Below are 21,475 nucleotides of genomic sequence, written 5' to 3'. Positions count from 1 at the left end.
CCCCCCCCCAACTCACGAGCAGGGAGTACGTCATGATCAAGCAGGTTTCCCACACCGTCGCCGGCACCGACCCGGCCGGCTTCGCCCTGGCCCTCGCGGTGGCGTACGAACTGCACGCACCGGTGGCCGCGGGCCGGGCCCCGGAGCTCGCACCGCAGCTGATGGGGCTGCGTACCACCGCCGCCCACCCGCACCACCGCAAGGTGCAGCTGGGCAGGCTGGCGGCGATGCGGGGCTGATGTGCGAGGCTGAAGGCCTTCAGCACGTCGATTACTTTCAGCCCCTTGTTGTCCCACCGCACCGAGGAACCGAAGCCCATGAGCCCCGCCGAAGGCGACCGTGACACCCAGCGCATCCTGATCGTCGACGACGAGCCGGCGGTGCGTGAAGCACTCCAGCGCAGCCTCGCGTTCGAGGGGTACGAGACCGAGGTCGCGGTGGACGGCGCGGACGCCCTGGAGAAGGCGACCGCCTACCGACCCGACCTGGTCGTCCTCGACATCCAGATGCCCCGCATGGACGGCCTCACCGCGGCCCGCCGCATCCGCGGCGCGGGCGACACGACGCCGATCCTGATGCTGACGGCGCGGGACACGGTGGGTGACCGGGTGACGGGGCTGGATGCCGGAGCGGACGACTATCTGGTCAAGCCCTTCGAGCTGGACGAACTCTTCGCCCGCGTCCGTGCGCTGTTGCGGCGCAGCTCGTACGCGGCCGCCGCGGGGGCCGCCGCGGCCGAGGACAACGAGGCGCTGACCTTCGGCGATCTGCGGATGGATCTGGCGACGCGGGAGGTGACGCGGGGTGGGCGGCCGGTGGAGCTGACCCGCACGGAGTTCACACTGCTGGAGATGTTCATGGCGCACCCTCGGCAGGTGCTCACGCGTGAGCAGATCCTGAAGGCGGTGTGGGGCTTCGACTTCGAGCCCTCGTCCAACTCCCTTGATGTGTACGTGATGTACCTGCGCCGCAAGACCGAGGCCGGCGGTGAGCCCCGGCTTGTGCACACGGTGCGGGGTGTGGGGTATGTGCTGCGGCAGGGTGGGGCGGAGTGAGGAAGGTTCTGCGCCGGTATCGGACGCTCCCGATCCGGTCACGGCTGGCGCTGCTAGTGGCGGCGGCGGTGGCTTTTGCGGTGGCGGCGGTTTCGGTGACGTGCTGGTTCATCGTGCAGGGGAAGCTGTACGAGCAGCTCGACAGTGACCTGACGAAGGGGAAGGGGCCCGGAGGACAAATCCAACAGGCCCAGATCGCCCTCATCAACTGCACCAAGACGCCGCAGAACAACAACGGTTTCTTCCGAAACACCTACTCCCAGGTGGTCACAGAGAACGGAAAGGTCTGCATCACCGACGACTCCATCGGCACGGTCAAGGTCACCCAGGCCGACAAGGACGCGATCAAGAAAGAGAACCCCCGCCAGGTCTACTTCCGCAACGGCACAGCCGACGACGGCAACGAAGTGCGTGTGATGACGCGCTACCTGGCTCCCACGACCAACGCTGCGGGGGAGGCCGGCCCCGACATCGGAATCCTCGTCGCCGTCCCTCTGAAAAGCACCCAGAAGACCCTCAGCGACCTCGCCCTGATCCTCCTCCTCGTCTCCGGTGTAGGAGTCCTCGGCGCCGGAGCCGCCGGCCTCGCAGTGGCCCGTGCCGGTCTCCGTCCCGTCGACAAGCTCACCGAGGCCGTGGAACACGTGGCCCGGACCGAGGACTTGAGTATCCGCATCCCGGTGAAGGACGACGCCGAGGACGAGGTGGCCCGGCTGTCCCGTTCCTTCAACTCGATGACCTCCTCCCTGGCCAACTCCCGCGAACTGCAACAGCAACTCATCGCGGACGCTGGTCACGAACTCCGTACCCCCCTGACCTCCCTCCGCACGAACATCGAACTCCTCACCCGCAGCGAGGAGACGGGCCGCCCGATCCCCCCGGCCGACCGCAAGGCGCTGCTCGCCTCGGTGAAGGCCCAGATGACCGAACTGGCGTCCCTGATCGGCGACTTGCAGGAGCTGTCGAGGTCGGAGGGGCAGCGCGGCGAGCGTGTCCAGGTGGTGTCGCTGCAGGACACGGTCGAGGCGGCCCTGCGCCGGGCACGGCTCCGCGGACCGGAGCTGACGATCACCGCCGACCTCCAGCCCTGGTACGTACGGGCGGAGCCCTCCGCCCTGGAGCGGGCGATCGTCAACATCCTCGACAACGCGGTGAAGTTCAGCCCGGAGGGCGGTGCGATCGACGTCCAGCTGGACCACGGGACCCTGACCGTCCGCGACCACGGGCCCGGCATCCCCGAGGACGAACTCCCCCACGTCTTCGACCGCTTCTGGCGCTCCCCGAGCGCACGGGCCCTGCCGGGCTCGGGGCTGGGTCTGTCGATCGTGGCGCGGACGGTGGAGCAGGCGGGCGGCGAGGTGACGCTGGCGCGCGCGAAGAGCGGCGGCACCATCGCGACCGTACGGCTGCCGGGGGCGGCTACGGCTCCGCCGGAGGTTCCGTAGGCAGGTCGGTTCCGAGCCCGCCGTTCGCAGCCTCTTCGAGGAGAGCCCTCGCTTCGGCGACATCCATGGACCCGGCCCCACGAATTTCAAGATCGTGCTGCGCCCTCACCAGCCCTCAATGCCCCCGGCACGAGGGGGAATTCATGGTGAGGAGCCAACCCCGGCAACCTTTCCGCCCGGAGCGGCGACCCCTCACCGGTCCCTGTCCCCCGCACGGAACGGATGCCCCCATGCCCCAGCACCGTCGCCCCCGAACCGTCCTCGCCATCGCCGTCCCCCTCGTCCTGGCGGCCACCGGAGCCGTCGGCTACGGCTTACTCCCCGGCGCCCAGCCCCAGGCCTCCGCCGCCACCCTCCCCACCTGGGCCACCGCCACCGCCGACGGCTTCGCCTCCGTCAACGCCCTGGGGCAGAACGGCACTTATGGAGGGAGGGACGGGAAGATCGTCACCGTCAAGACCCAGGCCGATCTGGAGAAGTACGCGACCTCCAGCGACCCGTACGTCATCGTCGTCGCCGCGGCCATCACCATCGACCCCGTCGGCAAAGAGATCAAGGTCCAGAGCAACAAGACCATCGTGGGGTCGGGGACGGCCGGGCAGATCGTCGGCGGGGGCTTCTTCCTCGGCCAAGGCGTCCACAACGTGATCATCCGGAATCTGACCATCCGGGACACCTACCAGGGCACCTGGAACGACAAGGAACACGACTTCGACGGCATTCAGATGGACGGCGCCCATCATGTGTGGATCGACCACAACGACATTCGCCACATGGCCGACGGGCTCATCGACAGCCGTAAGGACACCAGCTACCTGACCGTCTCCTGGAACAGGCTCAGCCAGGACAACAAGGCCTTCGGCATCGGCTGGACCGACAACGTCACCGCGGACATCACGATCCACCACAACTGGATCCGCGAGACCGAGCAGCGCAACCCGTCCACCGACAACGTCGCCCACGCCCACCTCTACAACAACTACCTGGAGGACGACGCCGGCACCGACATCACCTCCTCCTACGGCGACTACTCCCGCGGCAAGACCAACATGGTCCTGGAGAACTCCTACTTCCAGGGCGTCAACAACCCTGTCATCAGGGACAGTTCGGCCACGCTGGTGCAGCGCGGGAACGTCTTCTCGGGGACCAGCGGGCGGAACGAGAGCGGGGGGTCCGGCGCCGCCTGGGATCCCAAGAGCTACTACGGCTACACCCTCGACAAGGCCGCCGATGTTCCGGGTCTGCTCAAGTCCGGTGCCGGGCCCCGCAGTTCCATCGGTACGACGAGCACGGCGACCACCACCACCTCCGCCTCCGCCACCACCCTCACCGTCGCCCAGGACGGCTCCGGTCAGTACAGGACCGTGCAGGCCGCCGTGGACGCCGTACCGGCGAACAACTCCTCCCGGGTCGTCATCTCCGTCAAGCCGGGGACGTACCGCGAGCTGGTCAAGGTCCCGGCCAACAAGCCGCACGTCACCATCCAGGGCACCGGCGGCAGCCGCAAGGACACGGTGATCGTCTACAACAACGCGGCCGGCACGCAGAAGCCGGACGGGTCGGGGACGTACGGGACCGGCGGGAGCGCGACCGTCGCCGTGGACGCCGACGACTTCCAGGCCCGTAACCTGACCATCTCCAACGACTTCGACGAGGCCGCGCACACGGACATCAGCCAGCAGGCGGTCGCCCTGCGGACGAGTGCCGACAAGGTGTTCCTGGACGGAGTCATCGTGAGCGGGGATCAGGACACGCTGCTGGTCGACACCGCCGCCAAGGACAAGCTCGGGCGCGTCTACATGTCCAACTCCTACGTCGTCGGCAACGTCGACTTCGTCTTCGGGCGGGCGACCGCCGTGATCGACAAGTCCGTCATCACACTCAAGAAGCGGTACGACGGGACGTCCGCCGGGTTCGTCACCGCCCCCTCGACCGCCGCCAACCGCAAGGGCATCCTCATCGCCAACTCCACGGTGAACGGCGATGTCTCGAGCCGGTCCTTCTACCTCGGGCGGCCCTGGCACGCCGGTGGTGACGCCACCCTCGATCCGCAGACCACCGTCCGGAACACCTCCCTCAGCGCCGCGATCAAGACCACGCCCTGGACCGACATGAGCGGGTTCTCCTGGAAGGACGACCGGTTCGCCGAGTACAAGAACACCGGCGCGGGGTCGGGCAGCGCGAGCAGTGACCGGCCGCAGCTGACCGACGCCCAGGCCGCCGACCAGGAGGTCGCGGACTGGCTGGGGGACTGGACGCCGACCGCGTCCTGACGTCCACAGACGGCGGTCGTACGATCACCTCGACATGCGTCGTGGAGGGGGACCGTCGATGAGCGACGAGGGTGGCGTGGAGCGGGAGTACCGCGGACGGCGGAAGATGCCCTGGCTGTATCTGCTGCTGATGGGTGGGCTGACGGCCAACGTCTTCCTGCAGAGCGGCCGCGTGTCCGGCGGGGTGAACGGCTGGGCACCATGGGTCATGCTGGTGCTCATGGTGCTGACCGTCGTCCGGATCGCCCTGGAGCGGTTCCGGGCGTACACCCGCGTGACGACGGCCGGCGTCACCGTGCAGGGGCGCCTGCGGCGGCGCACCTGGTCCTGGCACGAGGTGTACGACATCCGGGTCGAGCCCGCCCCGCGCGGTTCCGGCCGGCTGGCTCCCCGGTGGCTCGCCTACCTCTACGACTCCGAGGGCCGCCGGGTCCTGCTCCGGCACCTCGACGACTGGCAGCTGGACGATCCGTACACCGAGGTCTCCGATCTGTGCCTGGCCGCCGCCCCGCACCGCGCCCTCGCCTGGGAGCGAAGCCCTCGGGTCGAGGAGCTGATCCTGCGGGGGGCCGCACGGCGCAAGGCGTGGACGTGGGCCGCGTACGGCGCGCTCGGTGTGCTCTGCGCCATGTTCTTCGTCGACATCTGGCTGATCGTCGTCGGACGGCCGGAGCACCCGTTCCTGCTGTTCGTCTGTGTGCCGCTCCTCTCCTTCGGCATCCTCGGCGCCGCCCTCCAGCAGTACTGGTCGGCCCGTCCCCCACGCTCCCTCGCCCAGCAGCCGTAACCACGCTTATCCGGCTGCTATCCGGCTGCCAGCTCCGGCACAGCACATCCCCACACCGTGTTCACATGGCACGGAAGACAACGGTTCTACTGGCCGACGACGACGAGGCCGTACGCGAAGGCATTGGGCGGCTGCTCCGGTTCGAGGGGTACGACACCCTTCTCGCCGGGGACGGCCGTACCGTCCTGGAGCTGGTCGGGGTGCCCGAGGGCGAGCCCGATCTCGTGCTGATGGACGTGACCATGCCGGGCCTGGACGGGCTGGCGGCGACGCGGCGGATCCGGGCCTCCGGGTCCACCGTGCCGATCCTGATGATCACCGGACGGGATGCCGTTGGCGACCGTATCGTCGCCCTCGACAACGGCGCCGACGGCTATCTGATGAAGCCTTTCGCGGTCGAGGAGCTGCTGGCGAGGGTGCGTGCGCTGCTGCGACGCGTCCCCAGGCAGACCCCCGGCGCCGCCGAGGCCGGCCACCGGCTGGTCTTCCAGGACGTCGCCATGGACCTGCGGACCCGTACCGTCAGCCGCGGCGACCACCCCCTCGACCTCACCAAGACCGAGTACTGCCTGCTGGAGTACCTGCTGCGGCATCCGGCCAAGGTGCTCAGCCGGGGGCAGATCCTCAGGGACGTCTGGGGGTTCGACTTCGAGCCGACCTCCAACACCCTCGACGTGTACGTCATGTATCTGCGCCGAAAGCTGGAGAGCCGCGGCGGACCGCGGCTCATCCAGACCGTACGGGGGCTGGGTTACACCCTCCGCGCTACCACCTGAGGATCATCGTCTCGTCCACCGCCGCAGGTGCGTCGGCCACCGCGTCCGGCAGCGGCTCGGCGAGGGCCGCGTAGGCGCCGCCCGCCGCGAGCAGCTCCTTGTGCGTGCCGGCCTCCACCAGCCGGCCGCGGTCGACGACCAGGATGCGGTCCGCGTCCGGGGCGAGGCTGAGGTCGTGCGTGATCATGATCGTCGTACGGCCCGCCATCAACTTCCGCAGGGGCGTGACGACTTGGCGGGCGGCGACCGCGTCCAGGCCGGCCGTCGGCTCGTCGAGGACGAGGACCGGTGCGGCGCGGAGCACCGCGCGGGCGATGGCGATGCGCTGGAGCTGGCCGCCGGAGAGCGCGGCCGTGCCGGGGGCGATCTCGGTGTCGTACCCCTCGGGCAGTGCGGTGATGAAGTTGTGCGCCGCCGCCTCCTGGGCCGCCCGCTCGATCTCCTCGTCGCTCGCGCCGGGGCGTCCGCAGGCGATGTTCTCGCGGATGGTGCCGTTCAGGATCAGGGTCTCCTGGGGCAGCAGGGCCACGTTCTCGCGCAGGAAGCGCAGCGATACGTCGGTGAGGGGGACGCCGTCGAGGGTGATCACGCCCTGGGCGGGGTCGTAGAAGCGGGTGAGGAGTTTGGAGAGGGTCGACTTGCCCGCGCCGCTCGATCCCGTGACGATCACCAGCTCGCCGGGGCCGGCGGAGAAGGAGACATCGCGCAGGGAGGCCCGGCGGGACTCCGGGTAGCGGAAGGACACGTCGTGGAAGGCGACCCAGCCGCGCACGGGCCACTCGGCGACCGGCTGAGCCGGGTCGGCGACGGCGGGCTTCGCGTCCAGGATCTCGTTCAGGCGCTCGGCGCCCGCGGTGGCCGCGGTGAGGGTGAGGCCGAGGTGGCCGAGGTTGCGGACCGGGGGGTAGAGGTAGCCGATGAACGCGGCGAAGGCGAGGAGCTGGCCGAGGGTCATACGGTCGGCGGAGATCTCCCAGACGCCGAGTCCGATCACGGCGAGGACGCAGAGCGTCTCGACGACCTCGACGAACTGCTCGTACATCTCGCTCAGTCGGGCGCCTCTGACACTGGCCGTCATCCAGGCGCGGGCCTCGCGGTCGAGCCGCTTCTCCTCGTCCGCGCGGCGGTTGTACGCCTGGGTGAGCACGATGTTGCCCAGCGACTCCTCCACCACGGAGGTGATCGCGCCGTCGGCGACCCGCTCGTCCTGGGACGCCGTCCGGATGCGGCCGGAGAAGCGGCGGGCGGCGAGCAGGAAGAGGGGCGCGAGGACGAAGGTGGCCAGGGCCAGGTCCCAGCGCAGGTAGAGGGCGGCGGCGGAGTAGAAGACGGCCGAGAAGGCGGCGGCGACGGTGCCGACGACGCCCGACACGACCATCTGCTCGATGGCCTCGACATCACCGGTGAGGCGTTCGACCAGGTCGCCCTGGCGGTGCTTCTGGAAGAAGTGCGGGGGCAGGTCCTGGACGTGCCGGAAGACCTTCGCCCGCAGTCTGAGGACGAATCTCTCGGCGGTCCAGGTGGCGAGCGAGTTGCCGAGGTAGCCGACGAACGCGCCGAGCGCGGCCACGCCGAGCCAGGCGGCGGCCGGGCCCCAGAAGGCGGAGAGGGAGCCGGCCTCCAGGGCGTTGTCGGTGAGCTCGGCGAACAGCAGGATCGAGGCGGTCTCGGCGAGCGCGGACAGGATCACGCACGCGACGATCGTCACGAGCCACCTGCGGTCGCCGCGGGTCAGCGGCCAGAAGCGGCCGAAGGCCGCACGGACTTCTCTCATGGTCGACAACTCCCTTCGGGGTACGGAGGAGACATGGCCGAGGCGGGGCCACCGGTGCGAGCGCGCTCGTCTAACCGGTGACCCCGCCTCACGGAGTGCGTCAGCCCTGGTGGCCGACGGGGCGGCGCTTCGGGGCGGGCTTCTTCGGGGCCGGCTTCTTGGGGGCCGGGGCGGGCTTGTGGTGCTTCTTGACGGGGGCGATCTTCTTGAAGCTCATGGGGTCTTCCCTTTCTGTGAGCGCTTCCGTCAGCGCTTCTGTCACCGGTCTGCAACAGTTCCTCTGCCGATCTGCTGCAATTACATTTGATTTACGTGTGTGAATTATGCGTCAGTGCTTGTCGCCGATGGGGCGGCGCTTCGGCGCCGGCTTCTTCGGGGCGGGCTTCTTCGGAGCCGGGGCGGGCTTGCGGTGGGCCTTCTTGACCGGGGCGATCTTGTGGAAGCTCATGATGATGTCCTTCGTTCTCGGTTGTCGTTTGCGCCGTTCGCTTTCGACATGGAAAACACTACGGCATTCCCGGAGCCGCAAAAGGCCAATTCCACTTAGAGGTTCCTGAGTTGATGCTGTGAGAGATTCTTATGCCATTCCCGGAACCGAACCGGTGCTTACACAGAATTTAAAAACAGAGGGGCCCGGTGCCGGTCGGCACCGGGCCCCTCGTCGGGGAACCGCGACTACTGCACGAGGGTGATCCGGTTCGTGGCCGGCGGCGACAGCGGGGCGCTCGCCGACGAGTTGGCCGTCAGGTACTGCTCCAGTGCCGCCAGGTCGTCCGTGCCGACCAGGTCGTTCGTGCCCTGGCCCAGCGTGGTGAAGCCGTCGCCGCCGCCCGCGAGGAAGCTGTTGGTGGCGACGCGGTAGGTGGCGGCCGGGTCGATGGCGGAGCCGCCCAGCTTGATGGAGTCCGTGACGACGCGGTCCGCGCCGGTCTTCGTGAGGTCCAGCGTGTACGTCAGCCCGGTGGACGGCTGCAGGATCTTCGGAGCGGCCGCGTTCGTGCCGCTCACCTGCTCCTTCAGCACCTGGATCAGCTGGGCGCCCGTGAAGTCCTGCAGGTTCACGGTGTTGGAGAAGGGCTGGACGGTGAAGCCCTCGGCGTAGGTGACGACTCCGTCGCCCTCACTGCCCTTGGCCGCGTACGTCAGACCGGCCCGCACACCGCCCGGGTTCATCAGCGCGAGGTCGGTCTCCGGGTCCAGCTCCTTGCCGTACGCCAGTTGCGCGTCGGCGATCAGGTCGCCCATCGGGGACTCGGTGCCGGTGTTGGCGATGTCGGCCGCGATGTAGCCGATCGCGCGGTTGCCGACGGGGGCCGCCAGGGTGTTCCACTTGGCGATCAGCTCGGTCATGTCGGGCGCCTTGGCGACGGTCCGGGTGACCACCTGGTTCGCGGACTTGACCGCCGTACGGACGATGTCGCCGGTGAAGCGGTCGTACGTCAGCGTGGTGTCCGTGTAGAGGCGGCCGAAGGACGCGGCCGAGGTGACCATGCGGGGCTTGCCGGCCGGGTCGGGGATCGTGCAGACGTAGGCCGCGTGGGTGTGACCGGTGACCAGGGCGTCCACGGACGGCGAGATGTTCTTCGCGATGTCGACGATCGGGCCGGAGATGCCGCTGCCCGAACCCCCGGAGTCGCAGTCGTAGTTGTACGCGCCCGAGGCCGGGAGGCCTCCCTCGTGGATGAGGGCCACGATCGAGTTGACGCCCTGGGCGCGCAGCACCTTGGCGTACTTGTTGATCGTCTCGACCTCGTCCTTGAACTTCAGGCCCTTGACCCCGTCGGCGGAGACGACACCCGGGGTGTCCTCCAGGGTCACGCCGATGAAGCCGATCCGGACGTCCTTCTTCTTCCAGACCCAGTACGGCTTCAGGATGGGCTTGCCGGTCTTCTCGTCCAGGACGTTCGCGGCGAGATAGGGGAAGTCGGCGCCCTCGAACTTCTCGTCCGTGTAGCAGCCGGCGGTCGGGTGGCAGCCGCCGTTCTGGAGGCGGGCCAGTTCCTTCGCGCCCTCGTCGAACTCGTGGTTGCCGACCGAAGTGACGTCGAGGTCCAGCTTGTTGAGCGCCTCGATGGTGGGCTCGTCGTGGAAGAGGCCCGAGATGAGGGGGGAGGCGCCGACCATGTCGCCCCCGGCCGCGGTGATGGAGTACGCGTTGCCCTCGCGGGCCTCGCGCAGATGCGTCGCGAGGTACTCGACACCACCGGCGTCGATCGTCTTCGTCGTGCCGTCGGCCTGCAGTTCGGTGACACGGCCCGAGGAGCCCGACGGGGGTTCGAGGTTGCCGTGCAGGTCGTTGAAGGAGAGCAGCTGGACGTCCTGGTAGCGGCTCGGGAGATGACCCCCGCCCTGGGACGTCGCCTCGTGCGCGTCCGCCGGGAGGGCGGCGGCGAGGGCGCCGACGGCGGCGAGGCCGGCGGCCGCGGCCATGAGGCGGTAGGTACGAGATCTGCGGCGCGGGCTGGGCTGGTTGATGGCTGGCATACGCCCCCCTGTGGGTGTACTGAGATCTGGGCCCCGTCCGGCGCAGCCTAGGGTCAACGCGCGTAGCGTCGATAGAGGTTTCTTGGTTACATCCTGGTTTCCTGTTGCCCTCCGCTTTGCCGTTCCGTTCCGTTTGCACCGTGCCCCCTATTCGCCGGGCGCTCCCCGTACCCTCGTACGCATGACCAGCGACGACACCGCACGCGCGGGCCGGACCCGCTCCATCGAGACCCAGTCCGCTCTCTCCCCCGAGCAGATCGAGGCCGTGCTCGCGCTACTGGCGGCGGCCGCGGCGACCGACGGCCAGCAGGCGGTGTCCGAGCAGGGGCGGCTGCAACTGCGGGGCGGTGAGCGCGAGGGCGTCTCCCACCTCCTCCTCTTCCTCGACGACGAACTCGTCGGCTACGCCCAGCTGGAGGACACCGACCCGGTGGAGGCGCCGGCCGCCGAGCTGGTCGTCCACCCGGAGCACCGCGGCCACGGCCACGGGCGGGCGCTGGGCTCGGCCCTTCTCGCCGCGTCCGGCAAGCGGCTGCGGGTGTGGGCCCACGGCGGCCACTCGGCGGCACGGCATCTGGCGCAGGTCCTCGGCCTGACCCTGTTCCGTGAACTCCGCCAGATGCGGCGGCCGTTGACCGACCTGAACCTCCCGGAGCCGGTGCTGCCGTCGGACGTGACGGTCCGTACCTTCGTCCCCGGCCAGGACGACACGGCCTGGCTCGCCGTGAACGCCGCCGCCTTCGCCCACCACCCCGAGCAGGGCTCTCTGACGCAACGGGACCTGGACGCCCGTAAGGCCGAGCCCTGGTTCGACCCGGCCGGCTTCTTCCTCGCCTTCCGCGGCGAGGAACTCATCGGCTTCCACTGGACGAAGGTGCACGCGGAGGAGGGGCTCGGCGAGGTGTACGTGCTCGGGGTGCGGCCGGGTGCGCAGGGGGGCGGGCTGGGGAAGGCGCTCACGACGATCGGGCTGCGGCATCTGGAGGGGCAGGGGGTGCCGGACGCGATGCTGTATGTGGACGCCGACAACAAGGCCGCCGTCTCCGTCTATGAGCGGCTGGGATTCACGACGTACGAGGCGGACCTGATGTACCGCACGGAGACGTGAGCGCCGGTGCGGGCGGGCGGCCCTGGGGGCTACGCCCCCAGACCCCTATCGGCCTGCGGCCTCGTCCTCAGACGCCGGACGGGCTGGAATGTGCGTGCGGCCTCGTCCTGAACCACCGGCCGGGCTGGATTTTCCGCACCGGCTCCGGCAGGCACAGCATCAGGGCCGTCACCGCCCCGACCAGCAACCACGCCCACCGCTCGTGCGCCGCATCCCACCGCTTGTCCTGCGGCCACACGAACAGCGCCCACCGCTGCGGCAGCACCAGCGGCGACACGATCGCCGTGAAGAGCAGGGCCGCCGCCACCGAGGGCCCCGGCCGGGGCTCCTCCGTGAGGCGGGCGGCCAGCGCGCCGGCCGCCAGTGCGAGTGCGCAGGCCGCCGCCGCCTCGAGGGTGACGGCGCCCCAAGGGGGCCGCACCTCCGACGGGATCAGCAGGAGTACGGCCGTCCACCACAGGACGGTGAGCGGGGTGACCAGCGCGAGCCGCAGGCCGGTGCGCAGCGCCCGCCGTGCCGGCACCGTCGAGGTGATGTGGCGGGCCGGGTCGTCCAGGAGGAAGGTCAGGGCCAGCGCGTAGGCGAGTGCGGCGGTGCGCAGGACGGTGAGGGACGGCCAGCCGAAGGAGGCGTCGGCCGGCAGGCGGGGGACCAAAGCCAGCAGCAGGCCCAGGGCGGCGCCGACGCCCAGTGCCCGCCAGGGCAGGGTCCGCGCGACGGCGGGCGTCAACTCCCTTATCAGTACACGCACTTCAGGCCCTCCCCGGTTCACGCCTCGCACTTCTCCAGCCCCTTCTTCGGTGCCGTGACCCCCAGCAGTTCGGCCGCCCGGGCCGTGCTCAGCCTGGGTGCCGTCAGCTCCGCCCAGTGAGCCTTCACCCGTGCCCCGATCTCGTCGCGTCCCTTCGCCAGCAGCTCCCGTACGACCTCCGTCTGGGCGGCGGTCATGCTCAGCGGGTTCGTCGGGGAGAGGACGATCGCCGAGCCGGAGAGGCTGTCGTCGAGGCGGACGTTGCGCAGGGACTGGAGCGGGTCGGGCAGAGGGGAGATGCCCAGCCACATGATCGTGACCATGCGGCCGTCGCACAGGTCCGTCGTGGCCTTCTCGCTCCCCGCCACCAGCACGGAGGCGACCGCCGTGGAGAACTCGGGCACGCGGTTGCCGCCCCAGGACACGCCGACGGTCACCTGGTGGGGAGCGGTGGCCGGGTCGATCGCGGAGTCGGAGGTCAGGCCGTAGCGGGCGTCGATGCGCTGCCGTACCACCAGCGCCTGGTCGTGTGCCGTACCGCCCGCCAGGGACCGCACCTCGCGCACCACCCCGGCCCAGCTGTCCACCCGGCCCGCCCACTCCGGGAACGCGCAGTACGTCGAGCCGTCCCGCCGCACACAGCTCTGCACCTTCTGCGGGCTCACCGACGCCCGTTCCCGCGCCGCGGTGACGGACTGGGGCAGCGCTCCCGCCTGGAGCACCCCGCCGGTCACCGCCAGCGCCAGCGCCCCCGCGACCGAGCCCTTCAGCACCCAGCTCCGGCCGCCCGCCGCCACCACGGCGACCAGCGCCAGTGTCAGGCCCAGGCCGACCAGGTACAGCGCGTGCCAGGCCGCGGGCCGACCCATCAGGTCCGACGGCACGGTGTTGCCGCCGGAGTCGGTGACGATCGGCTCCAGCCAGCGCGTTCCCCTCTCGTCGTCGCCGGTCGGTACCGCCACGGCGACGCCGAAGAAGAAGAACAGGACGATCGTCAGCGGCGCGGCGAAGCCGGACGGGACCAGACGGGCCAGCAGGACGCCGAACGCCCCGAACAGCAGCACCGCCAGCGGACCCACGAGCAGTTCGGCCGGTGAACCCGACCCCACCGCACCGGACTTGAGCGCCGACCAGCCGAACTGGACTCCCACGCCCACCGCTACGAGCAGCGCCACCGGGACGACGGACAGGGCGTGGGCCGCCGTACGGCGCCACGGTTCGAGGGGCAGCACCCCGAAGTGCCGTTCCGTGTCCCGCCGTTTGGAGCGCAGGACCGCCTGGTTGACGCAGAACAGCACCGCGAGCGCGACCAGCAGCGGGCCGAGCTGGGTGGCGCGGTCGGCGTCCTGCAGCGCCGGGTAGCCCTCCTGGTAGTCCGGGGCGGTCCAGCCGATCCACGCCGCGTACAGCGCCAGCGCGCACAGCATCGGGGCGCGCAGCAGCAGTCTGCGTCCCTCGAAGAGGGCCAGGGCGAGCACGGCCCGCCAGGAGGCGCCCGCCGTCGGGGTCTCCACCCCCGTCACCGTCTCTTCCAGCACGGCGCTCATGCCGCCACCTCCGCGCCCGCGTCGTCCAGGGTCAGCAAGTAGCCGTCCTCCAGGGACGGTTCGACGAGCTCGGCACCGGCGGGCGGGTCGCCCACGTTCCGGAAGGTGCCCAGTCCGGTACGCCAGCCCGCCTTCGCCCCCGCATCGCGTTCCGCGCTGCTCCACACCCGGCCGGCCGCCCTCGCGGTCAGCTCCGCCGGAGTACCGTCGAAGCGGATTCGGCCGCCCGCCATCACCAGCACACGGTGGCAGAGCATCGCCACGTCCTCGGTCTGGTGGGTGGACAGCAGGACCGTCCGGCCCTCGCCGGCCCGCGCGATCAACTCCCGGAAGCGCATGCGCTGTTCGGGGTCCAGGCCGACCGTCGGCTCGTCGAGGACCAGGAAGCCCGGGTCTCCGACCAGCGCGGCCGCCAGCGCCACCCGCTGGCGCATGCCACCGGACAGCTTCTTGATCCGCTTTCCCCGTACGTCGCCCAGCGCGACCTCCTCCAGCACCCGCCGCGCCTCGCGGTGCCGTGCCGCCCGGTCGGTCAGCTCCTTCAGGATCGCCACGTAGTCGACGAACTCGAAGGGCGTGAAGTCCGGGTGGAATCCAGGGGTCTGGGGCAGATAGCCGAGCCTGCGCCGCACCTCCTGCCGCCCCGAGGAGCTGCCCGGGTCGTGGCCGAGGACGGTGAAGGCGCCGCTGTCGGGGGGCACGGCGGTGGCCAGCACCCTCAACAGGGTGGTCTTTCCGGCGCCGTTGGGGCCGAGGAGGCCGGTGACGCCCTGGGTCAGCCGCAGCGACACGTCGTCGAGGGCGCGGGTGCCGCCGTAGCGGAGACTGAGTCCGGAGGCGGAAACGGTGGGTGTCATACGGCAGTTCCCCTGAAGTGGTCGGACTGGAAGCGGGCGGACCGGGAGCGGTCGAAGCGGTCGCGGGCGAGGAAGAGCAGCCCGCCGGCGAGCGCGGCGACCGCCGCCGCCACCCCTTGGCCGGCCGCCGTGAACGGCACGAGCGTCGCCTTGGCGTCATGCGCGTGGGCCGCCAGCAGCAGCGCCACCCACGCCCCGCCGACCAGCGACGGCGCGAGCACCGGGCCGAGCCGGGCGGACAGCGCCAGTCCGGTCGAGGTGAGGGCGAGGGCGGGCAGCAGCCAGGCCAGGGCGCGCAGACCGTAGCCGGGCAGGGCGAGCGTCGCCAGGCCGTTGAGGCCGAGGCCGGCGGCGAGCACGGCGACCGTGCGGATCATCAGCAGCCGGAACCCGTGCAGCGGGGCGACCACCGCCATCTCGTACGTCGGATCCAGCGCGGGGCCGTACGACACCGCGACCCCTGCCAGCGGCAGCAGCGGTGCGAGAGCCAGGAAGAGGTTCGGGGACTCGGCGGTGCGGGCCGCGTGCGCCGCCGCCACGGACATCACCAGCACCGCGACGACCGCACCCAGCCAGGAGCGGCGCAGCACGGGCGTCGCCGTCAGCAGCCGCGCGGTGTGATCGGCGACACCGATCCGCACCAGCATCCGCTCGAACAACCCCGGCCGGGGCGCGTCGAGTTCGGCATCCAGCCGCTCCCAGCCGGCGTCCAGGGAGACCGGATCACCGACGGAGGCGAGCGTCTCACGGCACTCGGCGCACGCCATCAGATGCGTGTCGGCGGACCACAGCATCGGCGGGGCCAACTCACCCTGGGCATACGCCCGTAGATCCCCTGCGTCCACATGCCACGTCATGCCAGCGCCTCCCTCAACTGCTTCCGGGCCCGCATCGCCCGTGTCTTGACCGTCCCCGGCGGTATGCCGAGCAGGACGGCCGCCTCGCGGGTGGTCAGCCCGTCGATGACCGTCGCCTGGAGGACCGCCCGGAGTTCCGGTGAGAGCCGGACGAGGGCGCCCGCGAGGTCCCCGTGCTCCACCCCCGCGAGCACGCGTTCCTCCGCGGACGCCTCGTCCCGGTGCCGCAGCCGCGCCAGCGTCTGCCGCAGCCGCCCCCGTGCCCCGTCCCCCCGCAGCGCGTCGATCAGCCGCCGCGAGCCGATGCGCCACAGCCACCCGGCCACATCGCCGTCCTCGCGGTAGCGGGCCTTGCCCCGCCAGATCGCGAGGAACGTCTCCTGTACGACGTCGTCGACCACGCCCGCGTCGGCGCACCGGCCGCGCAGCCGGGCGGTCAGCCACGGCGCGTACCGCCGGTACAGCTCCTCGAAGGCGCGCCGGTCCCCGTCCGCGGCGGCCCGCAACAGCTCCCCGTCGCTTCTCGTTTCGCTCACGTCTCCTCATCGGACCGACTGTGCGGATCGGTTCACCGGATCGGTCTTGACTTTCTCAGGCCGGTTCCACCACCCTTTCACTACTCAATTAGTGAAAGGGTGGTTGTACGGGTGGTCGAGTACCGCATCGACCGGCGCTCCGGCGTCGCCACCTACGTCCAGATCGTCCAACAGACCAAGCAGGCCCTCCGTCTGGGCCTCCTGGAGCCGGGAGACAAGCTGCCCACCGCACGCGAGGTGGTCGAGGCCACCGCCATCAACCCGAACACGGTGCTGAAGGCCTACCGGGAGCTGGAGCGCGAGGGCCTGGTCGAGGCCCGTCGCGGGCTCGGCACGTTCGTCAGGCGATCGCTCGGCACCCAGCCGACCGAGTCCCCGCTCCATGGCGAGCTGGACGACTGGGCCGCGCGGGCACGCGAGGCCGGCCTCGACCGCGAGGACGTGGCCGCACTCTTCACCGCCGTACTCGAGAAGCAGTTTCCGGAAGCTCCCTTTTCGGGACACCACAGGCCGGGACAGCACAGTCAGGGAGACCCCTCATGACCGACACCGCCGGCTTCGCCCTGGAGGCGGCCGCTCTGGGCAAGCGCTTCGGTGGGCGCTTCAGGCCGGGCGGCTGGGCGCTGCGCGACTGCGGCTTCCGGCTGCCCGCGGGCCGCGTCTGCGCGGTCGTCGGCCCGAACGGCGCCGGCAAGTCCACGCTCCTCGCGCTCGCCGCCGGGCTGCTGGCGCCGACCGAGGGCTCGGTCACCGTCCTCGGCCCGGACCCGGCGTCGGCACGCTCCTGGTCCTCCTGCACCGCCTGCTCTACGACGCCCACCAGGTGCCGGTCACCTGGCACTGGTGGACCGACCAGACCTTCACCGCCAACGGCACGACCGCCGTCGCCCAACCCCTCCTCGGTCTCGCCCTCGGCACCCTCGCGGCCCTGCTGCTGCGCCGCGCCATGCCGGCGTCCGGCCTGGCGCTCGCCGCCATGGGCCTGCTGAACACCGCCCTGGGCGTCCTCCGCCCCCACCTCTGGCCCTGGGCCACCGGAAAGCCCGCGTCCAGCGACGTCCTGTACGGCATCGCCGTGGACCAATACCACCCCGCCTCCCACTTCTGGCCCCTCCAGCTCACGGAGACCGCCCTGGTCCTCGCCCTCACCGCGGCGATCACGGCCCTCGCCTTCCGCCTGCTGCGCCGCCGGGCCGTGTGAGGCATCCGATCCGCGTACGTCCTTCCACGGGGGGATGGACGTACGTATCCTCAGGGCGGCTCCCAGCGGTCCGTTACGCCTTTCCGGCCCACGTGGACGTCCGGGAGCCGCCCCGCGATATCCCGCACGCCATGTCGCCGTAACCAACGGTTCAGACAGCCTTGCGACGCTCGCCCAATGACGCCCTCCGTGCCAGAACCTTCGCCGTCCCCCGAGGGGCCCGCGGGGAACGGGGACGCCCTCCGCTCCGTGAACACGCTCCCGCCCGCTGCTTCCGACGCGCCCGTAACGCCCGGGACGCGGAAGAATGGGTTCATGAGTCAGTCAGACACCGCCCAGGCCCAGGTTCAGCACGCGCAGCCCTCCGTGGGCTCCATAGCCGCGCACCGCCCGCACACCGTGTCGGCCGCGGTCTCCGACCTGGAACCCGACATCGATGCCGACCTCGACGCGTACGAGGAGGCACCGTACGACGGGCCCCAGCTGCCGCAGGGCCGCTTCCTGGACCGGGAGCGCAGCTGGCTCGCGTTCAACGAGCGGGTCCTGGAGCTCGCCGAGGACCCGAACACCCCGCTGCTCGAACGGGCCAACTTCCTCGCGATCTTCGCCAGCAACCTGGACGAGTTCTTCATGGTCCGGGTGGCCGGTCTCAAGCGCCGTATCGCCACCGGCGTCGCCACCCGTTCGGCCTCCGGCCTCCAGCCCCGCGAGGTGCTGGAGATGATCTGGGCCCGCTCCCGCGAGCTGATGGCCCGGCACGCCGCGACCTACCACGAGGACATCGCCCCCGCCCTGGCGGAGGAGGGCATCCACCTGGTCCGCTGGAGCGAGCTGACGGAGAAGGAGCAGGCCCGCCTGTTCACGCTCTTCCGGCACCAGATCTTCCCGGTCCTGACCCCGCTGGCGGTCGACCCGGCGCACCCCTTCCCGTACATCTCGGGCCTCTCCCTCAACCTGGCCGTGGTGGTGCGCAACCCCGTCACCGGCCACAGGCACTTCGCCCGGGTCAAGGTGCCGCCGCTGCTGTCCCGCTTCCTGGAGAGCTCCCCCGGCCGTTACGTCCCCATCGAGGACGTCATCGCCGCGCACCTGGAGGAGCTGTTCCCGGGCATGGAGGTCCTGGAGCACCACGCCTTCCGCCTCACGCGCAACGAGGACCTGGAGGTCGAGGAGGACGACGCCGAGAACCTGCTGCAGGCCCTGGAGAAAGAGCTCATGCGGCGCCGCTTCGGGCCGCCGGTGCGCCTGGAGGTCGAGGAGTCCATCGACCGGGAGGTCCTGGACCTGCTGGTGCGCGAGCTGAAGATCAGCGAGGCGGAGGTCTACCCGCTGCCCGGCCCGCTCGACCTCACCGGCCTCTTCCGCATCCACGGCCTGGACCGCCCCGAACTGAAGTACAAGAAGTTCATCGCGGGCGTCCACCGCGACCTCGCCGAGGTGGAATCAGCCTCCGCCCCGGACATCTTCGCCGCCCTGCGCACCCGGGACGTCCTGCTCCACCACCCGTACGACTCCTTCTCCACCTCCGTGCAGGCCTTCCTGCAGCAGGCGGCCGACGACCCGGACGTCCTCGCCATCAAGCAGACCCTGTACCGGACTTCGGGCGACTCCCCCATAGTCGACGCGCTCATCGACGCCGCCGAGGCCGGCAAGCAGGTCCTCGTGCTGGTCGAGATCAAGGCCCGCTTCGACGAGCACGCCAACATCAAGTGGGCGCGCAAGCTGGAGGAGGCCGGCTGCCATGTGGTCTACGGCCTGGTGGGCCTGAAGACCCACTGCAAGCTGTCCCTGGTGGTCCGTCAGGAAGGCGACACGCTAAGGCGCTACAGCCACGTCGGCACCGGCAACTACCACCCGAAGACGGCCCGGCTGTACGAGGACCTCGGCCTGCTGACGGCAGATCCCCAAGTGGGCGCGGACCTCTCGGACCTGTTCAACCGCCTCTCGGGTTACTCGCGGCGCGAGACGTACCGCCGTCTCCTCGTCGCCCCCAAGTCCCTGCGCGACGGCCTGATCGCGCGGATCAACAAGGAGACGCAGCACCACCGTGCCGGACGTCCCGCGTTCATCCGCATCAAGGTCAACTCGATGGTGGACGAAGCCCTCATCGACGCGCTCTACCGGGCGTCCCAGGCCGGCGTACCGGTCGACGTCTGGGTCCGCGGCATCTGCGCGATCCGCCCGAGCGTCACGGGCCTGTCGGAGAACATCCGCGTCCGCTCGATCCTCGGCCGCTTCCTCGAACACTCCCGGGTCTTCGCCTTCGGCAACGGCGGCGAACCCGAGGTGTGGATAGGCAGCGCCGACATGATGCACCGCAACCTCGACCGCCGTATCGAGGCCCTGGTCAGGGTCACCGACCCGGCCCACCGCGCAGCCCTGAACCGGCTGTTGGAGACCGGCATGTCCGACACCACCGCGTCCTGGCACCTCGGTGCGGACGGCGAGTGGATCCGGCACGCCACCGACGCGGACGGCCAACCCCTGCGAAACGTCCAGGAGATGCTCATAGACGCCCGGAGGCGCCGGCGTGGCACAGCAACACCTTGACCCGACGGACCCCACGGCCGGGCCCGCCCCCACAGGTGACGCCCTCGCGGGCTACCTGCGGGCCCAGGCCACGGAGTTCCTCCGAGCCCTGCGCCAACACCGGGAAACCGGCCCGGCGGCGGGGGCCCCGGAGGATTCCGTCGACCCGACCCGCGCCCTGCGCCGCTCGGTCCGCCGCATCAGCGGCAGCCTGCACACCTACCGGCCCCTGCTGGAGACCGACTGGTCGGAGGTCCTGCGCCCCGAACTGGCCTGGCTGTCGGGGACGTTGTCGATGGAGCACGCGTACGGGGCGCGCCTGGAGCGGCTGTTGCTGGCGTTGCAGAGGCTGTCGGGGGCGGCGGTGTTCCCCGCCCAGGCGACAGCGACGGCCACCGCACCTTCGACGTCGTCCGCCTCCGTGCCCACAACGGACCGCGGAAACCTCACAGTTGGCGCCGCCAAAGCAGGCGCCCTGCTCGAGCGCCAGCTCACCCTCGCCAAGACCCGGGCCCACAGCACCGCCCTCCAGGCCCTCGGGAGCAGCCGCTTCCACGCGGTCGCCGACAAAGTGGCCGTACTGGCCAGCGAAGTCCCCCTCACCCCCACCGCCGCCACCGCGGACCTCCGCCCCCTCGCCGCCGCGGCCGAGGAGCGCCTCACGGACGCCGTCGCCGCCCTCCCCCTCGTCACCGCGGGCCACCCCTACAACGCCGAGGCCCTCATCCACGGCCTCTCGCCGGACCCGTCCCCGCACCCCCAGGACGCCCCCTGGCACCAGGTCCGCCTGCTCCTGCGCCTGCACCGCTACGCCCGCGAGGCCCTGTCCGGCGACGACACCCCCCTCGACGTCCGCCTCCTCACGGCGGGCCAGGCCCTGGACCGTCACCGCGACGCGTCCGAGGCGGCGGCGGCCGCGGCGTCGGCGGCCCGTACCCCCCGTATCGCCCCTGCCACCGCGTACGCCCTCGGCGTGCTCCACGCCGACCAGCGCCACGAGGTGGAGGCGGCGCGGTTCGCGTTCCAACAGTGCTGGCAGAAACAGGTGGTGAGTACGTGATCCCGACCCCCGACAGCAACGACACCGTCGTCCAGGCGGCCGGCTGCGTCCTGTGGCGCCGCTCGCCGGTCGACGACGACCTCGAGATCTGCCTGGTCCACAGGCCGAAGTACGACGACTGGTCCCACCCCAAGGGGAAGCTGAAGCGCGGCGAGGAGGCCCTCGCGGGCGCGCTGCGTGAGGTCGAGGAGGAGACGGGCTACACCGCGGAGCCCGGAACCGAGCTGCCCACCGTCTGCTACATGGCGAACGGCCGCCCCAAACGGGTCCGTTACTGGGCGGCGGAGGCGATCGGAGGGAACTTCGCGCCGAACGACGAGGTGGACCGCATCCTGTGGCTCTCCCCCGCCGCCGCCCGCAGCCGTCTGACGCAGTACCGCGACCGCACCCTGATCGACGAGCTGCTGCCGCTCTAGTATCCAGTGGTCCCCGCGT

At 70.8% G+C, this 21,475-nt stretch carries 19 protein-coding genes and 1 pseudogene; 13 read left to right on the top strand and 7 right to left on the bottom strand.

What is annotated here, in order from left to right:
• Positions 1-32: 32 nt before the first annotated feature.
• From ACWC09_RS37125 to ACWC09_RS37100, 6 genes are all read left to right on the top strand, one after another.
• Positions 33-239: a hypothetical protein gene (locus ACWC09_RS37125; RefSeq protein WP_450855442.1), complete on the top strand. Its 207-nt coding sequence runs from the start codon at positions 33-35 to the stop codon at positions 237-239.
• 78 nt (positions 240-317) lie between these two features.
• Positions 318-1,055 (top strand): response regulator transcription factor, encoded by a 738-nt coding sequence (locus tag ACWC09_RS37120; protein ID WP_450855441.1) that lies wholly within the window; start codon positions 318-320, stop codon positions 1,053-1,055.
• Positions 1,052-2,500 (top strand): HAMP domain-containing sensor histidine kinase, encoded by a 1,449-nt coding sequence (locus tag ACWC09_RS37115; protein WP_450855440.1) that lies wholly within the window; start codon positions 1,052-1,054, stop codon positions 2,498-2,500. Before ACWC09_RS37120 ends, ACWC09_RS37115 begins: the two co-directional genes overlap by 4 nt.
• Positions 2,501-2,730: 230 nt before the next feature.
• Positions 2,731-4,773 (top strand): pectinesterase family protein, encoded by a 2,043-nt coding sequence (locus ACWC09_RS37110; RefSeq protein WP_450855439.1) that lies wholly within the window; start codon positions 2,731-2,733, stop codon positions 4,771-4,773.
• Positions 4,774-4,831: 58 nt separating this feature from the next.
• Positions 4,832-5,560: a PH domain-containing protein gene (locus ACWC09_RS37105; protein WP_450855438.1), complete on the top strand. Its 729-nt coding sequence runs from the start codon at positions 4,832-4,834 to the stop codon at positions 5,558-5,560.
• Positions 5,561-5,625: 65 nt separating this feature from the next.
• Positions 5,626-6,336, top strand: a complete 711-nt coding sequence (locus tag ACWC09_RS37100) for a response regulator transcription factor (protein ID WP_450855437.1) — start codon at positions 5,626-5,628, stop codon at positions 6,334-6,336.
• Here ACWC09_RS37100 and ACWC09_RS37095 read toward each other — a convergent pair.
• Both ACWC09_RS37095 and ACWC09_RS37090 read right to left on the bottom strand, forming a co-directional pair.
• Positions 6,326-8,110 carry an ABC transporter ATP-binding protein gene (locus ACWC09_RS37095; RefSeq protein ID WP_450855436.1) on the bottom strand — a complete coding sequence of 595 codons (1,785 nt, stop codon included), beginning with the start codon at positions 8,108-8,110 and terminating at the stop codon, positions 6,326-6,328. The two genes, ACWC09_RS37100 and ACWC09_RS37095, sit on opposite strands and share 11 nt — an antisense overlap.
• Positions 8,111-8,785: 675 nt before the next feature.
• Positions 8,786-10,594: a bifunctional metallophosphatase/5'-nucleotidase gene (locus ACWC09_RS37090; RefSeq protein ID WP_450855435.1), complete on the bottom strand. Its 1,809-nt coding sequence runs from the start codon at positions 10,592-10,594 to the stop codon at positions 8,786-8,788.
• Positions 10,595-10,775: 181 nt separating this feature from the next.
• On the opposite strand from ACWC09_RS37090, the gene mshD reads away from it, so the two are divergent.
• The gene (gene mshD, locus ACWC09_RS37085) at positions 10,776-11,702 is read left to right on the top strand and encodes a mycothiol synthase (protein WP_450855434.1); all 927 of its coding nucleotides are present in this window, start codon (positions 10,776-10,778) and stop codon (positions 11,700-11,702) included.
• A 67-nt stretch (positions 11,703-11,769) separates the two neighbouring features.
• Here mshD and ACWC09_RS37080 read toward each other — a convergent pair whose 3' ends face one another.
• From ACWC09_RS37080 to ACWC09_RS37060, 5 genes are read right to left on the bottom strand one after another with little or no spacing between them, the layout of a single operon-like run.
• Positions 11,770-12,453 carry an ABC transporter gene (locus ACWC09_RS37080; protein WP_450855433.1) on the bottom strand — a complete coding sequence of 228 codons (684 nt, stop codon included), beginning with the start codon at positions 12,451-12,453 and terminating at the stop codon, positions 11,770-11,772.
• A 17-nt stretch (positions 12,454-12,470) separates the two neighbouring features.
• Positions 12,471-14,000 carry an ABC transporter permease gene (locus ACWC09_RS37075; protein WP_450855432.1) on the bottom strand — a complete coding sequence of 510 codons (1,530 nt, stop codon included), beginning with the start codon at positions 13,998-14,000 and terminating at the stop codon, positions 12,471-12,473.
• The gene (locus ACWC09_RS37070; protein WP_450855431.1) at positions 13,997-14,857 is read right to left on the bottom strand and encodes an ABC transporter ATP-binding protein; all 861 of its coding nucleotides are present in this window, start codon (positions 14,855-14,857) and stop codon (positions 13,997-13,999) included. The genes ACWC09_RS37075 and ACWC09_RS37070 overlap by 4 nt, the downstream gene beginning before the upstream one ends.
• A complete protein-coding gene (locus tag ACWC09_RS37065) occupies positions 14,854-15,714 on the bottom strand; it encodes a zf-HC2 domain-containing protein (protein WP_450855430.1) in 861 nt (286 codons plus the stop codon). Before ACWC09_RS37065 ends, ACWC09_RS37070 begins: the two co-directional genes overlap by 4 nt.
• Positions 15,711-16,250, bottom strand: a complete 540-nt coding sequence (locus ACWC09_RS37060) for an RNA polymerase sigma factor (protein WP_450855429.1) — start codon at positions 16,248-16,250, stop codon at positions 15,711-15,713. Before ACWC09_RS37060 ends, ACWC09_RS37065 begins: the two co-directional genes overlap by 4 nt.
• 111 nt (positions 16,251-16,361) lie before the next feature.
• Here ACWC09_RS37060 and ACWC09_RS37055 point away from each other — a divergent pair, with 111 nt between their 5' ends.
• The 6 genes and pseudogenes from ACWC09_RS37055 to ACWC09_RS37030 all read left to right on the top strand — a co-directional run bounded on the left by ACWC09_RS37055 (position 16,362) and on the right by ACWC09_RS37030 (position 21,456).
• Positions 16,362-16,793 carry a GntR family transcriptional regulator gene (locus tag ACWC09_RS37055; RefSeq protein WP_450855428.1) on the top strand — a complete coding sequence of 144 codons (432 nt, stop codon included), beginning with the start codon at positions 16,362-16,364 and terminating at the stop codon, positions 16,791-16,793.
• A pseudogene (locus tag ACWC09_RS37050) lies at positions 16,790-17,032 on the top strand (ATP-binding cassette domain-containing protein); the annotation flags it as partial. The gene ACWC09_RS37055 and the pseudogene ACWC09_RS37050, both read left to right, overlap by 4 nt.
• A gap of 41 nt (positions 17,033-17,073) precedes the next feature.
• Positions 17,074-17,451 (top strand): hypothetical protein, encoded by a 378-nt coding sequence (locus ACWC09_RS37045; protein WP_450855451.1) that lies wholly within the window; start codon positions 17,074-17,076, stop codon positions 17,449-17,451.
• A 315-nt stretch (positions 17,452-17,766) separates the two neighbouring features.
• The gene (locus ACWC09_RS37040) at positions 17,767-20,001 is read left to right on the top strand and encodes an RNA degradosome polyphosphate kinase (RefSeq protein ID WP_450855427.1); all 2,235 of its coding nucleotides are present in this window, start codon (positions 17,767-17,769) and stop codon (positions 19,999-20,001) included.
• On the top strand, positions 19,982-21,040 hold the full coding sequence (locus ACWC09_RS37035) for a CHAD domain-containing protein (protein WP_450855426.1): 1,059 nt from the start codon (positions 19,982-19,984) through the stop codon (positions 21,038-21,040). Before ACWC09_RS37040 ends, ACWC09_RS37035 begins: the two co-directional genes overlap by 20 nt.
• Positions 21,037-21,456 carry an NUDIX hydrolase gene (locus tag ACWC09_RS37030; RefSeq protein ID WP_450855425.1) on the top strand — a complete coding sequence of 140 codons (420 nt, stop codon included), beginning with the start codon at positions 21,037-21,039 and terminating at the stop codon, positions 21,454-21,456. The genes ACWC09_RS37035 and ACWC09_RS37030 overlap by 4 nt, the downstream gene beginning before the upstream one ends.
• Positions 21,457-21,475: the final 19 nt, after the last annotated feature.

Source organism: Streptomyces sp. NPDC001617 (genome assembly GCF_053596855.1).
This window is presented reverse-complemented; position numbering and strand designations above follow the sequence as displayed.

Excerpts from the sequence above, each read along its gene's own strand:
- ACWC09_RS37125 (WP_450855442.1), top strand. The coding sequence starts at position 33 with ATGATCAAGCAGGTTTCCCACACCGTCGCCGGCACCGACCCGGCCGGC.
- ACWC09_RS37120 (WP_450855441.1), top strand. The coding sequence starts at position 318 with ATGAGCCCCGCCGAAGGCGACCGTGACACCCAGCGCATCCTGATCGTC.
- ACWC09_RS37110 (WP_450855439.1), top strand. The coding sequence starts at position 2,731 with ATGCCCCAGCACCGTCGCCCCCGAACCGTCCTCGCCATCGCCGTCCCC.
- ACWC09_RS37105 (WP_450855438.1), top strand. The coding sequence starts at position 4,832 with ATGAGCGACGAGGGTGGCGTGGAGCGGGAGTACCGCGGACGGCGGAAG.
- ACWC09_RS37100 (WP_450855437.1), top strand. The coding sequence starts at position 5,626 with ATGGCACGGAAGACAACGGTTCTACTGGCCGACGACGACGAGGCCGTA.
- ACWC09_RS37095 (WP_450855436.1), bottom strand. The coding sequence starts at position 8,110 with ATGAGAGAAGTCCGTGCGGCCTTCGGCCGCTTCTGGCCGCTGACCCGC.
- ACWC09_RS37090 (WP_450855435.1), bottom strand. The coding sequence starts at position 10,594 with ATGCCAGCCATCAACCAGCCCAGCCCGCGCCGCAGATCTCGTACCTAC.
- mshD (WP_450855434.1), top strand. The coding sequence starts at position 10,776 with ATGACCAGCGACGACACCGCACGCGCGGGCCGGACCCGCTCCATCGAG.
- ACWC09_RS37075 (WP_450855432.1), bottom strand. The coding sequence starts at position 14,000 with ATGAGCGCCGTGCTGGAAGAGACGGTGACGGGGGTGGAGACCCCGACG.
- ACWC09_RS37070 (WP_450855431.1), bottom strand. The coding sequence starts at position 14,857 with ATGACACCCACCGTTTCCGCCTCCGGACTCAGTCTCCGCTACGGCGGC.
- ACWC09_RS37065 (WP_450855430.1), bottom strand. The coding sequence starts at position 15,714 with ATGACGTGGCATGTGGACGCAGGGGATCTACGGGCGTATGCCCAGGGT.
- ACWC09_RS37040 (WP_450855427.1), top strand. The coding sequence starts at position 17,767 with ATGAGTCAGTCAGACACCGCCCAGGCCCAGGTTCAGCACGCGCAGCCC.